Below are 19299 nucleotides of genomic sequence, written 5' to 3'. Positions count from 1 at the left end.
CCTTAAGATACTTTTCTATTTTGCCTTGCCTTAAATTTTTCACATACGTCTTTATCATCGGTTGTTGTATCTTTTAACTTACAATACCCAACAGTATACCAACCTTGTTTTGTATGAGTGAAGTGAGAACAACCATAACATTCTTTCACTACATCTTCTTCAAGTAATCCTTGAAGCTGTTCAATTAAATATTGAGTTTCTTCTTTAGTTAATGAGCAGCCATTTAGAATAGACTTACGTTGGCCATTCGCATCATAACCGTCATTTCGAATATTTAACTCAATCTTATCCTTACGCTTACGCAAGATAACATTGTGCCTTTTAGCGGTAAACTTATTAGGAGTACCGGGGCAATACGTAACATCTGTATCTTTTCTAAGAATAACAACATCCTTTGTATCTCCGCACATAATAACACTTCCTTTTAATGCTTTAAGTATTCTCCATGTGTATCATAACCACATCTTGTACAATACCCAGCTTGTTCAATATCGTAACTCCAGTAACCAGTACTAACTGTGTAAGTGTCCCAATTATGACCTTTGTGTTTACATATAAGACGTTTGATAAACTTAATCATATTTGAGCAATCTTCAGCGCCTTTTGTAGTCCACCATTTTGACACCATAGAGTTAAGTTTTCTTCTAATACTTCACTAACTTTATCGCAAAGCAGGAGAATCTCTTCCGGATCATAAGCACCTTGTTTAACATCGTTACGGATAGACTTAACTAATTCCTCGATTTCTCCGAATGACATAGGCTTACGTTCCACAACTTCTACAGAATCAATCTTAGATATCCGTAGTTTATTTAATCGAGACTTAAACTCTTGACCATTCAAAGCAGTGAACTTAAGTACCTTTTCAGAGTAGCCGAATACCATATCCTCATCTAAGCAATTCTTAATTTGTTCGAATGGAACTTTAAAGACCATTCTTTTGCTGTTGTATGTCCATAGGCTAATAGTAAGGATAACTTGCTTGGTTTTATTTAGTTCCGTTAATAGTTGCTTATAGTTTCTGAATTTCATATTCTATCGCTCCTTATTAAATGCAAAATGAATAGCTTCATCTTTATCGTCAAAGACAGTTAGCTTCTCATAAGATTGGCTATATCCACAATTACCTTCTGAAACAAAACGCTTCGCTTCATCTTCAGTTTTAACTGCAACTCCGAATGGTGTATCCGTCGAGCGCATAGTTCCATCTCCGTCGGATAGTAACACATACACTTCTTTTTCTTTATCTACACTTAATAGATCAGATATTAAGATGGGTTCAGACTTCCAAGTAACAAACTTGTACTCTCCTAATTCAACAGCTCTGCATCTACGTTGTTCTTCCATAGGTATAGGAGTTTTAGTTTCAATCCACATATCATAACCACCTCTTGTTTTACCATGAGGGATATAGTTTGTTTCTTTATCTCGATGTGGCTTATTAACGAATACATTTACTGATCCGATTTCATTACGAACTAAGTATGTAAAACCTTTTAAGAATAGATATCGTAGTTCAATTTCTTCTGCATATGTTAGTACCATGACTGTTCCTCCTATGATATGAATTGGACATAGTTTAATTGTTTGTTAACAACTTTATAGTCAACATACTTAATGGATTCTGATCCATCATAATCGTTTATCATCCAAGGTCTAGAAGTATCAACTTTTGTAACCTTAAGATAAGACCAAGCATCTTTGCCTTGCAAAATACCATTGTCGTCAGAGTTCTCTTCAACAAACTTTACATAAGCTGAATTAACGCGGCCGGCAATATTCCATAAAGGTATACCTACTTTATCTATAAGCCTTTGAAAATCCCTCTTAGGCTTAAACGAACCAAAGCTAGGTTGAATAATTACCTTAACAATAGTCACTACATAACAACTCCTTTACACATTTCCTTTAAGTAATTCTAAGATGTCATCTATATCTTTCTTTTCAATATGAGTAGCAGTTGCTCTGTCACATATAAACCGAATCTGTTGTAACGTCTCAACACATTTAACTAATTGTTTCATCGCCGCCGTTTCATTACTTTGTAACTTATCAAGTACTGTATGATAGTCACCGTGTTTCTCTATATAGTAATTACAAGGACCAACAGTTAAAGCACCAACTGGATCTTTCTTCTTCCATTGTTCACTAGCTACTTGCATGACATAGCCAAACTGATGTTGATTCTTAGATATAAACTTTTGAACGTCATCCATATTACTTCCTCCTAAACATCATGACTTGTCTTCCACATGAATCAGTGAATGTATGATGTAAGACACGACCTTCTAACTCTTTTACATCTACATGTTCACCTGTATAAACATTAATAAAGACCTGCACCATAGCAGCTACTTTCTCATGCTGTGCAGAACCTATGTAAACTTCCAACATAGTAATCTCTCCTTATAGATTGATTGCTCTATTTATTATTTCTATAACGTAACACCCAATTACCAATTTGCAGTTCCATATATCCTTGATAGAAATATAGACCACGTTTACCTAAACCGGTTTTATGCCAGCGCTTTAAGGAAAAACGACTATTCCATCTAGTACCGAAAAACCTAGTCATATGTTCTTCTTTTTTATATAGCCACTTCATAACCAATCAGCTCCTAAACTTTTTTGTGAAATCGACCGAAAAATACCGAAATGATATATATTATATAGTGGGCGGGAAAATTCCCCGGAAACAAATTCACTGCTTCTTCTTTCTCTATATAACCCACTATATAGACTCATATATACATACCTATATAGACATAACACTATGACATAACGACTATATAGAACTACACATCTACTACTATATAGACCTATGAAGACAACTCTATATAGGACAGTAGACCAATAGCTATAAAGACTGTTAACACTGCCATAGACAGCATTACTATATAGACATACCAATACCATTCTCTCAATTGATAACCTCCAAACCCTTGATATGACTGCGTTTGTACTTCTCTATATATGACAAACACTTAGACTATTACCCTATGATTATGTGTATCTACTATATAGACATTCTCTTTATCTACTGCTATATAGACAGAGACACACACCTCTATATAGACGTCTACTATATAGGGAGAATCACATACTTTAGATTGATAGACAGGTAGGAGAGGGGATAGACCACCACTAAAACCTATGGCATTCAGAAGGCTTAAAAGGGGCGGAGACCCGCTTCACCCCCATCGAGAGGTGGTGTTTTAGCCTAATTTGAAAAAGCCCCTCCTAGACAGCTACAGCAGGTTTTTTGTCTACTATATAGGTAACGAAAGCATTGGCTACATTGGCTGACAGTTGCCAGTCTTCGACCATCTTTTGCGCGCGACGGTAAGCTGCTTCTTTCGGATTCTTGACCCAGTTGATGACACGTCGTTCTTTTCGAGTGACGGTACCGTCGGTATCTATATAGATGACTTCGTACTTAGTGAAGGCCCAGCTGCGTTCGTAAATGTTAACGATGAATGTTGGCATAATAATAATCTCTCCTTAGTGAATAAAATTAGATACATGCAGGGATCAGTTTGTCTGCATAGAAGATGGGCGTCGGTAGTTCATCCTTCGACAACCAAGCTAACGAGTTTCCTGTTTCGATTAATTCTTCCGGTACGAATAGTTCTAGATAGGGGCTGCGTAAGTTCACGACTGCATCCATCTCGATGTCACCTTCGATTACGAAAGCTAAGTATTTCTTTGTATAGTGATTGAGTCCGACTACAACTACGTCGTTCATGTATGATGTCATTGCATAAGCTTCTGAGTGAGCAGGGGTAAACCCCGGATTAAGTGGTGAGTTCTTCATGTGTGTTTCCTCCTATATAGTAAGTATCAGAGTCTGGGGCTAACGCCCCAACGCTACTTATATAGCTCATGACTATATAGAGCGGGATCCATGTAACCAAGGCGTTCGAGTTTTTCATAGGATGCCGCAGCTTCGTCATGTGAAGAGTAGCGATGAGATATGTGCTTGAATGTCATCCATGTATCAGAGTGATAGAATTGCAGTCCGATATAGTAGGAACTGTCATCTACTTTGATAATGGATAGTCTCGTTGAAAATTGCTTCACGTAATCCTCTTCCTGTGGTTCATATTGTTCCGGTTAAAATAGACGACTAAACCTAACCATCTGATCAGGTAATGTCTAGACTTGTAATGCAGTCGTAGATGTGATATAGGACATGGACGTCGGTAGTTCTACATTTGACTAAGGGGAGATAGTCAAAATCAAAATGGACGTCGTTAGTCCTATATTTAAAAAAGGGGAGGGGAGTGATCCCCTCTTATAGTTGTGGTGCAGGTTGTACCACTGTTTGTTGTGGCTGTTGCATAGCCATCATAAATTGAGTCATCTGTTGCATCATTTGCTCCATGTTCTTCTCAAGCTTTTCAATACGAGAGTTATCCTCTAATGGGATTTCTTCTACAGTAGGTTGAGTTGGTGGAACTAAAAAGGACGACACCTGTTGAGGAGTCATCCCTTGTTGTGGTTGCATAGGATTCTGCATCATTGGTTGCATACCAGGAATAGGAGCCATAGGCATGAACATGTTCGGTGCAGGTTCCGATACAAACATATCTTTAATCTTAGAAACAATAGAACCACTGTTTCCTTGATAATGACGTTTTACTAAGTTCGCCATTTGACGTTGTTGTTCAGCTTGTAAGATACCATTTACATGTGCCATTTGAGCTTGTTGCATTAACTGGTTATAGTCGATGCCTTTCTCTGCACATAGTAATTGAGTCATCATATTGTTAGCTGCACCCTGTACGTCTGATTGAAATTGTCCATATAAGTTATTCATGATTAAATCTCCCCGTTCTAGTTATTGTTAATACACAAAATGGGAGTAGGCGTTAGCCTACCCAAACAAAGTCTTCAGTATCATTGCTGATTTGAGAAACCTTGCCGTCATTGATGTAGTCGTTCAGGTTATCTACTTCAATTAAGATATGCTCAATCTCATCCACTGTATGGAAAGACAATGCACCTTGATTAGCATTGTTCTTTAATACTTGGATAGCATATTCTGCTTTCTCACGATAAGATGTCCCAACTGGGGCAAAAGCATATATAGATTGACCATTGAAGATAATATCAGTCGGCTGTACAGGTTTACCTACGTGGTTATACAACTTGACTGTAACGTTATCAACTGCAAGCTCACCGATGTTGAATGTCTTAATTTTTATATCATCAGCATATAGAATACCTTCTACTTGATTCACTCGTTCAAACTTAGAATCAACTTTCTTCTTCTCTGTACGAGTAGGAGTATCACCAGCAGTCTTAACACCTGTGATACAAACACGAATAAATAAAGCAAACGTAAATAACATCCCAATAAATAAAAGCCAACTGTTACCTTCCATGACTATCTCTCCTTAAATTGCAATAGTGTATGTACCATAAGGATTGGTAGGCTGATCAGAATCTATAACAGAAACAATACTGATTATGATGTCACCTCCAACTCCTCTTAATGAACCAATGACAGAGATGCATAGCTCTTTGTCGATTACGATAAATCTCTCATCGTTGTGTAAATCTAATATGTCATCAAACGCATTCTGAATCATCATTATGACTGCACTCTCAAATACAACACGGTGCTTACTGCGTTTAATAGAATGGTAGGAATACTCAATCACTGTTGGTATACCATCAATGTTGATACAAATATCTTTGTTGTTATCAATCTTACTTTCGAACTTTGTGTATCTGTCGAATAAGGTACTCATGAATTTTGACCTCATCTTCCTATTTAATTGTGATAAAAAAAGAAGCAGGGGATTAAACCTGCTTCGTTAACGATTCAATATACTTTAATATTTGTGCTTTCAACTCATACTTGAGCTGAACATTCTCGTAGTATTGTACGTTACCTTGTGTTTCAAATGGAGTCTGCCCAGGTGTAACTAAATAAATTGTTCCTGGATTATTCTTTGATTCTGCAATAGTGACACGAATAGAACCACTTACTAAATACAGAATACAATTGCAGACAATACCGTGTGCTCTTTGCAAATCATTTGCAGGATACACCTTGATGTCGTTTAAACCGAATTCTTTGTTGTATGCTCTTACTGGTACGTTTACTGTGCGGTACCAAACTGATTGTTGAATTTCTAACATGATAAAATCTCTCCTTAAGTTTAATTAAAATTGAATACAAAAAAAGAAGAGGACATTAGCCTCTTCGACGTTTACGTTGAGCCAAGATATTGTCTGCTACAGTTAAGCGAATGCAAAGAAGTCGTTCCTCTTTTGACATTGCGAACCATTCTCTAGTGTTAATCTTCATTACGATAACTTCCTTTCGTCTACAGGCAAGAACCCTATCACCGTAGAGTTCTGCCTGCCGTATTTGGCTATATATTCAAATGTGTGTTCCCGATTATTAATGGTGCATGTTCCCACTAGTGTGTATTCATTAGGAAAGTCAAATTCCTCTACGTCTTGGAACACGACTTTTTCACTGCCTCCATCTACACGTAATACATGTAAGGGCATATTCTTTATATTTTTTTCTTTCTTTATTCGAAGACCGTTCCAGACATTGGACATCATGATGCCTTCAAAGCCTTTTTGCATTAAGCAACACCTCTGACCGCTTTATCTACTTCTGCATAGTCCGCCTCCATAAGACCAGCAATCATACGTGATGCTAGAAGACTTGCAGATTTAAGTACCTTCGTTACGCCATTACAGAAATAAGTGATTTCGATAATACCTTCCTCAATCTTTCTGGCTACTACAGCAACTAAACCTTTTGTTTCTTCTTTTGCAAGGTAAATAGAATTTTCGTTCGTTGTGATTTCTAACATGATGGATTCTCACCTTTCGGATTTTAGTTTTTGTGTAAATAAAAAAGAGAAAAGGGGATACCTTCTCTCTTAGATTGGTAAATCATCTTCTTTAATTTGTGGCTCAACTTTATCCCCTGTTTCAACTGGTTGCTCTTGTTGAGCAGGCTGTTCAGTTTGTTGTGCCATATCCTGAGGAGCAGGTGGCTGATAAGCAGGTTGTTGTTGATACTGCGGGAACTGCATTGGTTGCTGTTGCATAGGCATTTGCTGTTGCGGTTGCATACCAAACTGTTGTTGCATTGGCATACCATACATACCTTGATTCATAGGCTGTTGCATTGGCATACCAAATTGTTGTTGCGGTTGTTGCATTCCGAATTGTTGCTGTGGTTGTTGCATTGGAGCTTGTCCAGTCAACATCGCTTCAGCAAAACGAAGAATTTGAGCTTTAACTTGTGGATTTAAGTTAATGTGCTCCCAATAGTTCTTCTGACCTGTTTGTGGGTCTACTCCATTTTCAGTTGAGATAGTCTGTACGAATGGTGCTTGTGTACGAGGACTCATACGAACTTGGAATGAAAGGGTACCCAATACAGAACGCAATAAACCATTGAACATAATGCCATGAGGCACTTGGTTAGCAGATGCAGGTTTCAATGAGATATTCTCAATACCTAACTGCATATTGCTTGGTGCGTTTGTTACACCATACAGATAACTACTATTTTGACGATACCAGAACGGGTCAGACTGCTTCTGTTGCTGTTGACCAAATTGTGGTTGTTGTCCAAACTGTTGTCCGTATTGTGGTTGTGCAAATTGTTGAGTTGTCATAATAAAATCTCTCCATTTCATAATTAAAATTTGTAAATCAAAAAAGGTAGGGGAGTTAGCCCCTTGAGTAGTACATTTAAACTTTTGCGTACTCTGTATTTAATTAGAGGAATCATTACCTCAAGAAAGGTAAAGGAGTTATCCTTTTGGGTACAGAACCATACGTCCAGTTCTTAATCCAAACTATTCTTTTAATCACTATCGGATAGGGCGTTAGCCCCTATCCATTACGAGGGCACGTCCAGTTAAAGAATCCCGCTCTACATTTCATAGGCGGAAGTATAGGCGTTAGCCTGAACGTTAGTGAGGGTGCGTTAGCACCTATACGGTTGACCAATGCGTTAGCAGTGGGCAACAGCCCCGGCCGAAGGCCCGGGTAAATCCCGTCCTTATATCTACGTTCTTTATATAAACGCACATATAAAAACAGGAGCAGGGAAGACCCCCCACTCCTATAAATCATCTAATAATTACTAAGTTTTCTACTGCTCGTGTAACTACAGTGTATAACCATCTGTTAGCATTCTTATATCCATCAGCTCCACGATTAAATACTCCACTTTCATTAATTACATACACAGTCTTCCATTGTGAACCTTGAGATGCATGTCCAGTAATAACATATCCGAACTGAACTTCTACACCTACTGGGATCTCACGTTTACCTTGAACTCTAAGCTCCTTGTTCTTCTTGCGAATCTCAGAAGCTGTCTTTCTCTCAAACAATACATCCTCGTTTACTTCAATGTAACGATACCCATCAAATGCTTCAGGGGTAAACTTGAATTTAGTATTTCCGTTGTTTAGTTTCTTAATTTCAGATACTGTACCGCGCATACCGTTAGTGACTTGAATCTCTCCATTATTACCACCATCAATGTTCTCTTTAATTACAACAGTTTCACCATCCATAAGAACTGGTTCATTAAAGCCTAGATGTGTACGAATAGCTTGGTTTAAACTTTGACGAGTTTTATTCATACCAGCAATAACAACACCGCCATTAGAAACTACCTTTGCATATTGAGCAATAGACACTCTGCTACGGTTAATAACAAATACTTTCCCATTAATGTTCTGATCTCTATTAGGGAAGATATATGGTGCACCATTCTCTGTAGCCTGACGAATAGCCATTGATAAAGCAACGATTGGATTATCTGCAGCTTGGCGTAATACTTCAGTAAGAATTGCATCTGGATTAACAAAGAAGTACTCTTCATCCTTAACAGGAGGGAGCTGACCTGGATCTCCAACGATTAATACTTTGCATCCAGCTTTCTTAGCCATAGGAAGAATCTCTTCAGCCATACGTCTACCTGTCATAGAGAACTCATCACCAATGATTAGTCTTACACCATATAAGTTTTCTGCAGACGGAACAAAGCGAGTACGTCCATCTTTCATTAACTCAGGGACAAAGAATAATCTATGTAGAGTAGAGCAAGAGTATCCAGGTGTCTTTTCTTTTAATACAAGAGAAGCAGTACCAGTTGGTGCACACATACGAACTTGGTCCGCTCTAATTCCAAGCTCCTCTAAGATAAAGTCAACAACAGTAGATTTACCTACACCAGCGAATCCTGCTAACTCAAACTTTCCATAACCATGAGTAGTAGAGTACCATCTCTTAATCTTGCTAACTACTGATTGTTGACTAGGTGTTAATACAATATCTCTTTTCTTCTTACGTTTATTTGGTTGAACAGGTTCAGTAGTTTGATCCACATTGAATACAGGTTTAGGACTATCTACAATATCTTCTGCTACAGTTACAGTATCTACAGGTTTAGGAACTTGCTTAATACTCTCCCCGTTAATCTGTGCTTGTAGGTGCATTCTTAAATCTTCTCTTGTCATAATTTTAGTCATATCGAAATCTCTCCTTATAATTGGCTTTTTAGTTTTAAGTCTTTAATTTTTATCTGTCTATATAAAAGAAAAAGAGCAGGGGAATAATCCCCGCTCTGTTAAATTGGTAGAACGATGTCACCTAAGTCTAGTGTTGCTGCTTCTGGTTGTGTAGGTGGTTCTGGGTATTCAACTGTTGGAATAAGAATTGATTCATCAAACATTGATGGTACTGGCACAATAGATTGAACTGGTCGAGCTTGTTTTACTTCTTCAACTACTTCTAAGATCTCCGCGTATAATCCAGTGAAAGTAGAGTTAGGAACATTCTTCTTTAAATGAGTTAATACACGAACAGTGTGACCCATATATTTTTCTAATTCAGCACGAATTGTTTTGTTCTCTCTATTGTCAGCAAGAGAACCGATAAATTGACCATCTTTATAAACAAGATAAGATGTAGTCATTGTTTGTTCGTTTACCTCGATCTTTATATCCATAACACCTGCATTAACAGCTGCTTCTTTCATGTTCATGATTCCACACTCTTGTGCAATGTGAGATGCTTTTAAGTCACAAGAAGATGCGAATGGACATCCTTCACATGGTTTATCAATACGAACATATAAGTCATACTGTTTGTTGCCAAGTACATATTCTTGTGGTGCAGGATCTTCTACGATATCTTCCACTACTGGTTGTGGAGGAATGAATGGTGCTGGCATTTCATTTGTATGTTGTACAGCTGCCGCCGCTTGTTTCATTAACTCTGGCATCATAGCATCTATTTGTTGTTGCACTAATGTATTAACATCTACAGACTGTTCTTGTTGAACAGGTGCAGTATTTGATTGTTGCATCCAAGTTAAGCCTTGTTGTAAAGCTTGCGTCTGTTGGTTAAGAGCCTGTGCTTGTTGGTTTAATGTGTTCATATACATTGCAATGATTTCATTGTTATTCATATTCATTTCTCTCCCTTTATCTGATAAAATAAAAGGGTAGCGGATTAACTCCACTACCCAAATGATTGTTTTAATTATTAGAAGCGAACGATTGCCGTCGTTCCTTCTTCGCCAAATGCGATTTCTGTAACAGGGATTTCATAGATACCAGCCATGCTGAAGTTTGTTGGTGCAAACCCCATGTATGCTGCATCTTCACGAGTAACTGCCATAGCGTCAGTAACTTGTGCATCTTTGTTTAAGAAGTACATTACAAGGCGAACAGAATCTTGCTGTTGTTCTGGTTTAATCGCAACGCGAACGTTACGGTTAACAGAAACAGTTTTATTCGCTACTTTTGCAACCGGGTTCATAACACGAACTTTTACTTGGTTAGAAACTGCAGTTGGTGCTGCAACTTTCTCAACTAAGCTAGATTGTAAAAGAGTGAATGTAATATCTTGTGGTACGAAATAAGTCTCAGAAACTTTTCCAGAGATCAGAGAATTCATTTCTTCCGCAAACACTTCGAATGGTAAAGCAATGAAACCGTTAGATGCTACGAAACGATATTCGCGGCCATCTTTACGGTAAGCAGCTTTACCATTTGTTTTTGCTTCGTTAACTAATAGGTATAGAGCACCAACTAATTGACGAACATCTAAACCTAATTCTTTTGCAGTTGCATACATTTCTTTACGAAGTTCTGCTTTGTATAAGTCACGAGCCATTTTGTATTGAGATAAAGCAGCATCGTAATTAGCACGAATCTTAGCAGTCTTCTTCGCTTTAGTTAGAGATTGCATGTTTTTCTTACGGAATACACCAGCTTCTTTAAGTTCTGCTTCAGCTTGCATCACAAACTCTTTCTCAGCAGCCGCGCGAACATTCTCTTTTTGAGTGTAAGCATTGTATAGGTTAGCAACATAGTACTTCACTGCATCCATTGATTGTGGAGCAACTTCCATGTGTTGAACAATACGAGTACGGATTTCATTCTTAGCAGTATTGCTGTGACCTGATTGGAACTTCTCACATAAAGCTACGATAGATTCTTCTGCATGATTGAACACCATTTCATAAGAGCTATCATTGTTAACAATACCAAACTCATCTTTCTGAGAAGCTAACCATTGTGGCTTCTTAACTTCGAAACCAATGATTACAGGTTGACCTGATACTTTATCTTGATGAACAACTGGGCTAAAGATATTAGCGTACACTTTTTTCTCTTCAACAAGTAATGCAAATTTAGCTTCATTTGTTAATTCTAATTCTGCTTCCTCAAAGAAACGACCTTCGAAGTTAGCGAATAACTCTTTCATTTTCTTCATTTCTAGGTAAGCTCCACCGTGTTTAGGGCGGTCAATTTCCCAACGGCCAGCAGTACATAAAGCAAGTAAGTCAGCTTCAACTTCCGCACGTTGAGCAGCATTTAATACTGAACGAGAAAGAAGGTCAGTTAAGATCATTGCACGGTTAGCAATTTGACCAATTAAGCTTGCTTCGATTGTATCAACAGTGATTTGTTGAGATAGTTCAGCAACTACTTCTAAGAAATCATGACGGCGAGAACCTGTCATTTCATCAGGATTAAAGAATACTTTATTTCCTACTACATCAAATCCATTCATATCTTTTAACTCAGGTTTTACTTCTTTAGCTTTTGCAGCTTCAGTTACGTAAGTAGGGCAACCTGTAGCGAATTCAACAGCAACACCATTCTCGTATTTAACATAAGCATCAACGAATGGAAGTACAGCTTGGTTACCGTATAACTCAACTTCTTTACGGATACGAGCGTTAACCATTAACTCATCGAAGATAATGATTGAAGTATCACCATCATGGTCAGCACCAGCTTGTTGTGCAACAACCCAAGAGAAAGCATCGAAGAACGTAACACCTTGCCATAAACCTTGTTCAACAAACTTAGCATACTCAGCAGATTGAACAGCAGTTACAACTGGAATCTCATGAGTAACTGTAACAGGGAAACGAACAGATAATGCTTTACCAGTTTCTAAGAAGAACTTGTCATCTTTCTTAGATGGAGCAACTACTTCGTAAGCACCTAATACAGCATCTTCTTTAGTTGCAGTGTAACGACCATCTTTAGCAGCATTGTAGATAGCGAATACATCTGTGAACATGTAACGAGTACGAGCTTGAGTAGTGAATAGTTTAGAATCTAATAATTTGTTAAGCTTCTTAACTCCTAAACCAACAATCTCATCTTTGATGTATTGCTCATCAAGAATGTCACCGAACTCTTGAGCAAGACGTACATAATCAACCGCCGCGAATTCTGTTTCTGCTTCTTCTTCAGCAGCATTAAGCATTGTTAAGATATCAGAAGTCATTTTCTCTTCAATAGAATTCTTCACGAAATCAACGCTGTTTGTAACACCTTGTTTTAATTCTTCAACAGTTAATCCCATTTGTTGTGTAGCTTGAGATGCAACCCAGATACCATCGTTACCATCTTTACGTTGTCCAACTACGAATAATTGGAATCCGTTTTCTTGGATATCAGCTAAGATATCTTCTGATTTTACCATACCTTCAGTTAGGATAATGTCAGCATCGAATAAGTCACAGATAGGGTTGAACTCGTATGAAGCACCTTTAACAGCATTAGAAATACGTAATTGGAATGCATCAAAGCTGTTGATTACGCCTGCAGAACGTAAACCTTCAGTAATACGGTTATTGTGCCATCCTTGTCCATCTGTAAGGTTACGGAATAGAAGTTCTTTAACAGCATCTTCGTTATCCCAGTTATTGAACTTCTCAACACCTACAAATGCATTATCTTTATTTAATACGTTTAACATGAAATCTTGATCCATTGCGATTTGAGCAGTGAAATCATCAACTAGAGCAATCGTGATTTTATCACCATTATTGTTTGTGATAATGATGTAAGCTGGCTTAATTTCACCAATTGTTTTACCAGATCCAGATGGGATGTACTCAACTGTGTGGTTGTGGCTGAATGTGCTTAATAAACCTTTATCAGCTTTAAGACCGTTAGAACCTGCTAACATGAAACGTTTGTAAGACTTAGCAACATCCATTACACTGTATCCAGTTTCTTCTTTATTAATTTTGTGCTTTTTACCATAAGCGCGCTCATCTTGACCAGTTCCTAAGAAGTAAGTGATTACATCTTCAAGAGTTTTGAAACCAACAGCACCATTAGAACGAGCTTGAGACATAGATTTAGCATACGTTTTGTAAGAGAATGTTTTCTCTTCAGATACAATAGAACCGATTTCTAATTGACCATCTTCACGGTGTAATACAGATACTTCAGAGAATACCGCTTTTAATACCGCGCCGTTTACTTCTTCGCCAAATGGAAGAGAAGCAGAACCATCAAATGTACACATTTCATCAAGAACAACTGCTTTTTGTGGTTCTTTAATAGATAGAGTCATACCATCTTTGCTATACTCTTTAACAACATTGATTGTTTGAGTCTTTTTACCTTTAGCCATTGCAAAACGGTAAGCCGCTAAGCTACCAGACATCTTTTGGAATAGAGAGTTAACATTAGTTAGATTGCTTACATTAGTATCCTTAGCAATGTAGAAGCGAACACCATCACGTAGAACTACTTTCTTGTTGTCGTCTTTTCCTACTTGAACCATTACATTCTCCATTAATTCCTCTACATCGAAGTCTACTAATTTACCTAGTACTTCACCACTAGATGCTACATAGATATCACCCATGTTTAATGCTGCCATTAATACAGTCTCACGAGTCTTCTTACCGTGTACTTTAGCCTTAGCAGTAAGACGGCCTTTTAAGTTTAACTTCTCTAATGCTTTAAACTCTGGAGATTCCATGAACTTAGGGAATAGACCAGGCATAACTACCATTAAGTAGTCGATTACTTGCTTACCAGTAGCAGAAGAGAACTGGATAGATACTTCAGTACCATCTTCTTTAGTTACTACGAATTTGTTACGACGAGCATCTACAGTTAATGCAGTTGCATCAGTACCAATGAATTGTGAGAATAATGGAGCCTTTACACCCATACCGAATAATGCTTTAGCGATTTGTCCTGAAGCGTTTTGTACTACCTGTAAGTTACCTGCTGTGAATACTACTGTTTTGTTTGTCATTTTAATCTCTCCTTTAGTTGTGTTGTTTACAGTTGTGTTAGTAGTTGTTGTCATAGTAATCTCTCCCTTAGTGTTTTCGTTAAGATCTGTTTCTTGTACATATGAATCAATATTGATGTCTGCAGCAGAAGTCTCATCTACTGCAGGTGAAGTAATTGCCTTACCGATAACATCACTTTCAAATAGAGATGCAAAATCAGGCTCATCCTTTAGATTAGACTCTAAACCGTAAGGCTGACCTTCTACATCGATATCACCTGTTACTACATCAACAGTGAAGTAGCTAGATCTTCTTAGTTCCATACCCATGCTATAGTTCATTGCATCCTTTAAAGTCATGAATAAATCAGTTAATACATCTAAAGCTTCTGCTTCCATGCAATCTGGATATGCAGTATACTCGTTACCTTGTTTTTCAAATAGTTCTTTTACAGTTAGTTGAGTAGTAGTGTTAGTCATGATAATTCCTTTCATATGCTCTCATTTAATTGGTCAGGAGCTAGACCTATATTTGCGGGTCGGTAGTAGGGGGTGGCCATCGAAAGTCCACCAAGTACAACCCATATATACCACCTTGCGCCTCAAAAAATATAAAAAAATCCAGCCTATATAGGGCATCAAGTCAGGAAGAAAGAAGGCGGTTATCCGTAGGGCACAGCCCAACAGCGGACGACTACCTTCTTTTTATTTGTGCCTACAGTCAGGAATAAACGAGCCGGTGATGAAGGCAACAGTATTTGATTGAGAAAATGTGACAAATTGGTTAGGTTATGGCTGAAGTCAGGAAAGGAGGGCGAGCACATGGAAGGACTTATGTATGAACGATTTGAACAAGACCTACTTGATCATTGGGTGAAGAGTCAGGAGTCAGCAAGGGTGGGACTAAAGACTACGGTTGTTTGTCTTCAAATGAACAATGGATTTGAAGTAGTTGGACAATCAGCTTGTGTGAATCCAGATGAGTACGACTATGAACTAGGTGTCTATTACGCTACTAAAGATGCGCTTAAAAGAATCGCTGACATTGTAGCTTACCTTGAACATGAAGGAACATTTTAGGCATTAAGTCAGAAGAGAAGAGCGTGGGAAGTAATCAGTGCTCTTACATGTTTTAATCTTTTCAAAATGAACCGCACTTAAAAACCTCGATATAACATCCACTCAAATAAAACACATACAGGAGGAATCACAATGGATTTCGGACAAGCATTGATCTCATTAAAAGAAGGAAAGAAAGTAGCACGTAATGGTTGGAATGGTAAAGGAATGTGGATTGTACTAATGCCTTCATTATTCCTAGAAGCAGGTGTAGTGAATGGACGTACATCTAAACATCTAGGACAAGGTGTAGATTTAGATTCACAACCTTACATTGCAATGTTCACTGCTGAAAAGAAATGGCAACCAGGTTGGTTAGCAAGTCAAGCAGACCTACTAGCAGAAGACTGGGAAGAAGTAGCTTAACAATAAAGAGAACCAGTCAGGAGAAAAGGAGGGCGGTAAAATGTCTGTAGAAAAACGTATGGAAGAGTTACGTCAGATAGAAGTAGAAACACCTGAACAGTTAAAGGTTAGAGCTACAAATGAATTAGTATTACCTTCTACTTGGAAAGTGTCCAATGAGACAAGAGGAATGATCAATCAGTCTATGGAGATTTACAACACAAAACATGGATTATATGCTTCTGTTCCTATGCTATGCCAAGGAGAGAGTTGTCCTTATGCAAGTGTTTGTCCGTTACTTGATGGAGGAATGGATCCTAGTGGTTCTCGTTGTCCTTTAGAAATTGGACTAATTATGAAACGTGTTGATGAATACCAAAAGGAATTCCATGTTGCTGATGATGACGTAGTTGATATGAGTTTGATTAAAGACTTAGTAGATTACGATGTTCAGTTATTCAGAGCAGAGAACAAAATTGCTATGCAAGGTGATTTCATCGAAGACGTAGTAGTTAGTGTAACGGATAACGGTCAGGAGATAACAGCCCCTCAAATATCTAAGGCAGCTGAGTATAAAGAGAAGATTATGACGAAGAAACATAAAGTTCTTCAATTGATGCACTCTACTCGTTCTGATAAAGCAGGAGATAGATTAACTCTTACATTGGACCCAAGTACTTATGCATCTCAGTTAATGTCTCAAATTGCATCCACTATGGAGCCTGGACAGATATTCGATGCAGAGTTCGACGAGGTTGGGGAATAATTTCAGCCTTGGCAAAAAAGCTTTTAGAATTGTATTAATCGTGCTGGGGGCGATTTTTCCCCAGTGCGAGGAATCAATTGTCGAAGACGTTTGATAACGCTCTGGATAGCGGCGCTTAGTCGAATCATTTTTATCATACACGGAAAGTAGGTGGTATCTATGACTGCTAAAGAGCATGTAATTGACACTTTTGCTACCTCTAAGTTTCTACAAAAGAATAGGTCAAAGATTGCAATGGGTGCTGTCGGTTTTGGAATAGCTAAATCTATTATTGATGGAGAAGAAGATGATTTAATTACTTCTGCAGGAAAAGGAATCAAGACAGGAGCTTTAGTTGGTGGTCTAGCTTATGGTGCAGAACACTTGATGAAAACTCAAACCGTGCAAGACCTAGTAAAAGGTGAGATTTCTGATGTAGGAAAAGAAGCTATTAAGAAAGTGAGCAAAGGAAGTAAGATGCTACTTTCAGGTAATAAGCTTGGTACTGCTATGAAAATGGGTATGTACGCTGTTGGTGCTGCTACGATTTTAGATGTAGGGCAACGCATGGGTGAGAGCCATGATGCAGAAAAGATTAAGAGAGAACAAGAATATCGTCTTAAACAAAAAATGAAGAAGCAGAAAGATAAGAACAAGAAGTATTCATATGGAAACATAAATCAAGGAGAAGTCGTATTTGACCTATTTGAAGCAAGAACAGGTCATCACAAAATGGGCAACGCTAAATTTAATTAAGGCGGTGTAGTTTATGGCAAGATGGCATAAAAGCGCAGAAAAAGTAATGAATGCAGTAAGCAGGAAGATCAATAATAGTCCTGAACTGCTAGAGCGTATGACATCACCAGTTAAAGGTGTAACAAGAACAGTAGAAGGTCCTATTGCACGAACTCCTAATTTCGTTCCTTCTAGCTCAACAAACTTGATGGACGACATGATATCTAAGGCTACTGCGCCACGAGATAAAATTCGTGCAGCAAGACAACAAGCAAGAGCGGGAGTAGGTTCTAAGAATAAAGGAAGTCTTAGAAATGCAACTCCGGAACAAATTCAATCTAGGAAAGAAGCAGCAAGAAAAAGTAAGTCAGCTAGAGAGACAAGACAGCGAGTAGCAGGTTCAAAAGAAGCCCTAAAAGGTGTTACTCCAAACGATAAATTTCTTGGTCGTATAGGTGCTACTGCAAAAACTCTACTTGGTTCAGGAATCGAGGGTTTTAAACAAGAAGGTGCACTAAGAAAAGCAGGTATAGGTGCATTCCAATCATCAGTTACTTCTGCAGCTGTTCATGGTGGAATTGGTTACTTGCAAGGTGACGATCCGTGGGAAGCAGCTAAAACAGGTGCAATTAGAGGTGCTTTTGCAGGTGCAGGATACCAAGGTTTAAAAGTCGCTACAAAGGCTAATGCGGGCTCTATAAAGGGTAATCTTAAACACATAGGTTCTATGACTAATCAAGTGTATAAGGCCCACACACCAGCGGGACACGCATCTCTTCAGAAGAATGGAATGTCTAACCAATTAAGACGTGTGTTGGAAGCAAAGCAAATGGATCAGTCACTAAGCAAGATATATGGCTTCTAATAAATAGGAGGTAGACAATGGCTATTTTAAATTCAGTCAAAAACCTTACTAAGATAGGTGTTCAAAATACAAAAATCGGCACAAAGATGGCTGCTCATAGTGTTAAAAACAGTCCTAAAACAATTGCTAATGGAGTTAAAAACGCTCCAAAGAACATTATTAAGAGTGCTGTTGTTGATACAAAGAACAAAGAAAAATCATTGAGCAATTTCTACACTGGTAAAAAATTAAATCCAAAACATGTTATGGCTGTCGGTGGAGGTTATCTTGCTATTAATCAAGCTAAGTTAGGGTTTGAACATAAGACGGTAGAACCTCTTAGACTAGCAACTATGAATAACTATCAGGAGATTGGTGCGCCGGACGTCATGATGTATGACGGCGTAGGACAAGAACGTGCTCCTAAAAACCTAAATGCTGATGGTAGTATCGTATTTGGACTTCACAATAATAGAAGGGGGTAGTTAGATGGCACTAAAAGCAGTTTCTAGTGTATTGAAAGCAGTAGGGTCTAAGGGTGGTAAGAAACTTGCTACAGCTGGTGGTCTTGCATTCGGAGCTGATACTGCAATGAACTTATATGGTGGCGATGACTTAGGTACATCTGTAATGAAAGCAGGTGTTACCGGGGCTTTAGCCGCTTCAAACCCTGTACTGTTTACGGGAGTAACTATTGCAAGCATGGCGCAAGAGGGCTATTGGGGCTTACAGCAATTCAATCATCAAAAGAAACAATGGTGGAATGCACAGTATGCAACAAACAATAGAGTAGGCGGTAACTATGTAGATACACAAAGAGCCCAAACTATGAGACAGGCAGCTGTACAAGCCATTCAAGGAAGCAAGATGAATGCAAGGAGTGCGCTTGGCGGAGAAGCTAAGATATTAAACCCTTACGCATCTAGAAGATATTAAAAGGAGA

General features: G+C 38.2%; 26 protein-coding genes. 7 read left to right on the top strand and 19 right to left on the bottom strand.

Annotated features, from left to right (window positions below; all coding sequences use genetic code 11):
* Nucleotides 1–2: 2 nt before the first annotated feature.
* From F3I02_RS01260 to F3I02_RS01170, 19 genes are all read right to left on the bottom strand, one after another.
* Nucleotides 3–410 (bottom strand): hypothetical protein, encoded by a 408-nt coding sequence (locus tag F3I02_RS01260; protein ID WP_196477439.1) that lies wholly within the window; start codon nucleotides 408–410, stop codon nucleotides 3–5.
* A 166-nt stretch (nucleotides 411–576) separates the two neighbouring features.
* The gene (locus F3I02_RS01255; protein ID WP_196477438.1) at nucleotides 577–1032 is read right to left on the bottom strand and encodes a hypothetical protein; all 456 of its coding nucleotides are present in this window, start codon (nucleotides 1030–1032) and stop codon (nucleotides 577–579) included.
* Nucleotides 1033–1035: 3 nt separating this feature from the next.
* A complete protein-coding gene (locus tag F3I02_RS01250; protein WP_196477437.1) occupies nucleotides 1036–1545 on the bottom strand; it encodes a hypothetical protein in 510 nt (169 codons plus the stop codon).
* 11 nt (nucleotides 1546–1556) lie between these two features.
* Nucleotides 1557–1880: a hypothetical protein gene (locus tag F3I02_RS01245; RefSeq protein ID WP_196477436.1), complete on the bottom strand. Its 324-nt coding sequence runs from the start codon at nucleotides 1878–1880 to the stop codon at nucleotides 1557–1559.
* Between the two features lie 15 nt (nucleotides 1881–1895).
* Entirely contained in the window at nucleotides 1896–2216 is a 321-nt protein-coding gene (locus F3I02_RS01240) for a hypothetical protein (RefSeq protein ID WP_196477435.1), read from the bottom strand.
* A 1-nt stretch (nucleotide 2217) separates the two neighbouring features.
* Complete coding sequence (locus F3I02_RS01235) at nucleotides 2218–2394, bottom strand: hypothetical protein (RefSeq protein ID WP_003310273.1); 177 nt, start codon at nucleotides 2392–2394, stop codon at nucleotides 2218–2220.
* A 28-nt stretch (nucleotides 2395–2422) separates the two neighbouring features.
* Complete coding sequence (locus tag F3I02_RS01230) at nucleotides 2423–2605, bottom strand: hypothetical protein (RefSeq protein WP_196477434.1); 183 nt, start codon at nucleotides 2603–2605, stop codon at nucleotides 2423–2425.
* A 635-nt stretch (nucleotides 2606–3240) separates the two neighbouring features.
* Nucleotides 3241–3486, bottom strand: a complete 246-nt coding sequence (locus F3I02_RS01225) for a hypothetical protein (protein ID WP_196477433.1) — start codon at nucleotides 3484–3486, stop codon at nucleotides 3241–3243.
* 28 nt (nucleotides 3487–3514) lie between these two features.
* The gene (locus tag F3I02_RS01220) at nucleotides 3515–3757 is read right to left on the bottom strand and encodes a hypothetical protein (RefSeq protein WP_196477432.1); all 243 of its coding nucleotides are present in this window, start codon (nucleotides 3755–3757) and stop codon (nucleotides 3515–3517) included.
* Between the two features lie 537 nt (nucleotides 3758–4294).
* Nucleotides 4295–4819 carry a hypothetical protein gene (locus tag F3I02_RS01215; protein WP_196477431.1) on the bottom strand — a complete coding sequence of 175 codons (525 nt, stop codon included), beginning with the start codon at nucleotides 4817–4819 and terminating at the stop codon, nucleotides 4295–4297.
* A gap of 52 nt (nucleotides 4820–4871) precedes the next feature.
* Complete coding sequence (locus F3I02_RS01210; RefSeq protein WP_196477430.1) at nucleotides 4872–5387, bottom strand: hypothetical protein; 516 nt, start codon at nucleotides 5385–5387, stop codon at nucleotides 4872–4874.
* Between the two features lie 12 nt (nucleotides 5388–5399).
* Entirely contained in the window at nucleotides 5400–5756 is a 357-nt protein-coding gene (locus F3I02_RS01205; protein WP_196477429.1) for a hypothetical protein, read from the bottom strand.
* A gap of 52 nt (nucleotides 5757–5808) precedes the next feature.
* On the bottom strand, nucleotides 5809–6150 hold the full coding sequence (locus tag F3I02_RS01200) for a cupin domain-containing protein (RefSeq protein WP_196477428.1): 342 nt from the start codon (nucleotides 6148–6150) through the stop codon (nucleotides 5809–5811).
* A gap of 168 nt (nucleotides 6151–6318) precedes the next feature.
* Complete coding sequence (locus F3I02_RS01195; protein WP_196477427.1) at nucleotides 6319–6609, bottom strand: hypothetical protein; 291 nt, start codon at nucleotides 6607–6609, stop codon at nucleotides 6319–6321.
* Nucleotides 6609–6842: a hypothetical protein gene (locus F3I02_RS01190; RefSeq protein WP_098265236.1), complete on the bottom strand. Its 234-nt coding sequence runs from the start codon at nucleotides 6840–6842 to the stop codon at nucleotides 6609–6611. Before F3I02_RS01190 ends, F3I02_RS01195 begins: the two co-directional genes overlap by 1 nt.
* Before the next feature lie 69 nt (nucleotides 6843–6911).
* Nucleotides 6912–7658, bottom strand: a complete 747-nt coding sequence (locus F3I02_RS01185) for a hypothetical protein (protein WP_230876747.1) — start codon at nucleotides 7656–7658, stop codon at nucleotides 6912–6914.
* Nucleotides 7659–8117: 459 nt separating this feature from the next.
* The gene (locus tag F3I02_RS01180) at nucleotides 8118–9530 is read right to left on the bottom strand and encodes an ATP-dependent DNA helicase (protein WP_230876746.1); all 1413 of its coding nucleotides are present in this window, start codon (nucleotides 9528–9530) and stop codon (nucleotides 8118–8120) included.
* A 98-nt stretch (nucleotides 9531–9628) separates the two neighbouring features.
* On the bottom strand, nucleotides 9629–10471 hold the full coding sequence (locus tag F3I02_RS01175) for a hypothetical protein (RefSeq protein ID WP_196477425.1): 843 nt from the start codon (nucleotides 10469–10471) through the stop codon (nucleotides 9629–9631).
* A gap of 77 nt (nucleotides 10472–10548) precedes the next feature.
* Complete coding sequence (locus F3I02_RS01170; protein ID WP_230876745.1) at nucleotides 10549–15063, bottom strand: hypothetical protein; 4515 nt, start codon at nucleotides 15061–15063, stop codon at nucleotides 10549–10551.
* A 327-nt stretch (nucleotides 15064–15390) separates the two neighbouring features.
* Between F3I02_RS01170 and F3I02_RS01165 the strand changes: the two genes are divergently transcribed.
* The 7 genes from F3I02_RS01165 (at nucleotide 15391) to F3I02_RS01135 (ending at nucleotide 19292) form a co-directional block, all read left to right on the top strand.
* Nucleotides 15391–15648 (top strand): Gp49 family protein, encoded by a 258-nt coding sequence (locus F3I02_RS01165; RefSeq protein WP_085782821.1) that lies wholly within the window; start codon nucleotides 15391–15393, stop codon nucleotides 15646–15648.
* 132 nt (nucleotides 15649–15780) lie between these two features.
* Complete coding sequence (locus tag F3I02_RS01160; protein ID WP_085782822.1) at nucleotides 15781–16053, top strand: DUF2829 domain-containing protein; 273 nt, start codon at nucleotides 15781–15783, stop codon at nucleotides 16051–16053.
* 40 nt (nucleotides 16054–16093) lie between these two features.
* Nucleotides 16094–16798, top strand: coding sequence for a hypothetical protein (locus F3I02_RS01155; RefSeq protein WP_196477424.1), 705 nt, complete (start codon nucleotides 16094–16096; stop codon nucleotides 16796–16798).
* 159 nt (nucleotides 16799–16957) lie between these two features.
* Nucleotides 16958–17533, top strand: a complete 576-nt coding sequence (locus F3I02_RS01150; RefSeq protein ID WP_230876744.1) for a hypothetical protein — start codon at nucleotides 16958–16960, stop codon at nucleotides 17531–17533.
* Nucleotides 17534–17546: 13 nt separating this feature from the next.
* Complete coding sequence (locus F3I02_RS01145) at nucleotides 17547–18377, top strand: hypothetical protein (RefSeq protein WP_196477422.1); 831 nt, start codon at nucleotides 17547–17549, stop codon at nucleotides 18375–18377.
* Between the two features lie 17 nt (nucleotides 18378–18394).
* Complete coding sequence (locus F3I02_RS01140) at nucleotides 18395–18841, top strand: hypothetical protein (protein ID WP_196477421.1); 447 nt, start codon at nucleotides 18395–18397, stop codon at nucleotides 18839–18841.
* 4 nt (nucleotides 18842–18845) lie between these two features.
* Nucleotides 18846–19292: a hypothetical protein gene (locus F3I02_RS01135; protein WP_196477420.1), complete on the top strand. Its 447-nt coding sequence runs from the start codon at nucleotides 18846–18848 to the stop codon at nucleotides 19290–19292.
* Nucleotides 19293–19299: the final 7 nt, after the last annotated feature.

Source organism: Bacillus sp. SRB3LM (assembly GCF_015712745.1).
In the GTDB taxonomy this organism is placed as follows: domain Bacteria; phylum Bacillota; class Bacilli; order Bacillales; family Bacillaceae_G; genus Bacillus_A; species Bacillus_A thuringiensis_K.
The sequence above is the reverse complement of the archived record's forward strand: the minus strand, read 5'-3'. Positions and strand labels throughout refer to the sequence as shown.

Coding starts and splice junctions, on each gene's coding strand:
- F3I02_RS01260 (WP_196477439.1), bottom strand. CDS start 410: ATGTGCGGAGATACAAAGGATGTTGTTATTCTTAGAAAAGATACAGAT.
- F3I02_RS01255 (WP_196477438.1), bottom strand. CDS start 1,032: ATGAAATTCAGAAACTATAAGCAACTATTAACGGAACTAAATAAAACC.
- F3I02_RS01250 (WP_196477437.1), bottom strand. CDS start 1,545: ATGGTACTAACATATGCAGAAGAAATTGAACTACGATATCTATTCTTA.
- F3I02_RS01240 (WP_196477435.1), bottom strand. CDS start 2,216: ATGGATGACGTTCAAAAGTTTATATCTAAGAATCAACATCAGTTTGGC.
- F3I02_RS01235 (WP_003310273.1), bottom strand. CDS start 2,394: ATGTTGGAAGTTTACATAGGTTCTGCACAGCATGAGAAAGTAGCTGCT.
- F3I02_RS01230 (WP_196477434.1), bottom strand. CDS start 2,605: ATGAAGTGGCTATATAAAAAAGAAGAACATATGACTAGGTTTTTCGGT.
- F3I02_RS01225 (WP_196477433.1), bottom strand. CDS start 3,486: ATGCCAACATTCATCGTTAACATTTACGAACGCAGCTGGGCCTTCACT.
- F3I02_RS01220 (WP_196477432.1), bottom strand. CDS start 3,757: ATGACATCATACATGAACGACGTAGTTGTAGTCGGACTCAATCACTAT.
- F3I02_RS01215 (WP_196477431.1), bottom strand. CDS start 4,819: ATGAATAACTTATATGGACAATTTCAATCAGACGTACAGGGTGCAGCT.
- F3I02_RS01210 (WP_196477430.1), bottom strand. CDS start 5,387: ATGGAAGGTAACAGTTGGCTTTTATTTATTGGGATGTTATTTACGTTT.
- F3I02_RS01205 (WP_196477429.1), bottom strand. CDS start 5,756: ATGAGTACCTTATTCGACAGATACACAAAGTTCGAAAGTAAGATTGAT.
- F3I02_RS01200 (WP_196477428.1), bottom strand. CDS start 6,150: ATGTTAGAAATTCAACAATCAGTTTGGTACCGCACAGTAAACGTACCA.
- F3I02_RS01195 (WP_196477427.1), bottom strand. CDS start 6,609: ATGCAAAAAGGCTTTGAAGGCATCATGATGTCCAATGTCTGGAACGGT.
- F3I02_RS01190 (WP_098265236.1), bottom strand. CDS start 6,842: ATGTTAGAAATCACAACGAACGAAAATTCTATTTACCTTGCAAAAGAA.
- F3I02_RS01185 (WP_230876747.1), bottom strand. CDS start 7,658: ATGACAACTCAACAATTTGCACAACCACAATACGGACAACAGTTTGGA.
- F3I02_RS01180 (WP_230876746.1), bottom strand. CDS start 9,530: ATGACTAAAATTATGACAAGAGAAGATTTAAGAATGCACCTACAAGCA.
- F3I02_RS01175 (WP_196477425.1), bottom strand. CDS start 10,471: ATGAATAACAATGAAATCATTGCAATGTATATGAACACATTAAACCAA.
- F3I02_RS01170 (WP_230876745.1), bottom strand. CDS start 15,063: ATGAAAGGAATTATCATGACTAACACTACTACTCAACTAACTGTAAAA.
- F3I02_RS01165 (WP_085782821.1), top strand. CDS start 15,391: ATGGAAGGACTTATGTATGAACGATTTGAACAAGACCTACTTGATCAT.
- F3I02_RS01160 (WP_085782822.1), top strand. CDS start 15,781: ATGGATTTCGGACAAGCATTGATCTCATTAAAAGAAGGAAAGAAAGTA.
- F3I02_RS01155 (WP_196477424.1), top strand. CDS start 16,094: ATGTCTGTAGAAAAACGTATGGAAGAGTTACGTCAGATAGAAGTAGAA.
- F3I02_RS01150 (WP_230876744.1), top strand. CDS start 16,958: ATGACTGCTAAAGAGCATGTAATTGACACTTTTGCTACCTCTAAGTTT.
- F3I02_RS01145 (WP_196477422.1), top strand. CDS start 17,547: ATGGCAAGATGGCATAAAAGCGCAGAAAAAGTAATGAATGCAGTAAGC.
- F3I02_RS01140 (WP_196477421.1), top strand. CDS start 18,395: ATGGCTATTTTAAATTCAGTCAAAAACCTTACTAAGATAGGTGTTCAA.
- F3I02_RS01135 (WP_196477420.1), top strand. CDS start 18,846: ATGGCACTAAAAGCAGTTTCTAGTGTATTGAAAGCAGTAGGGTCTAAG.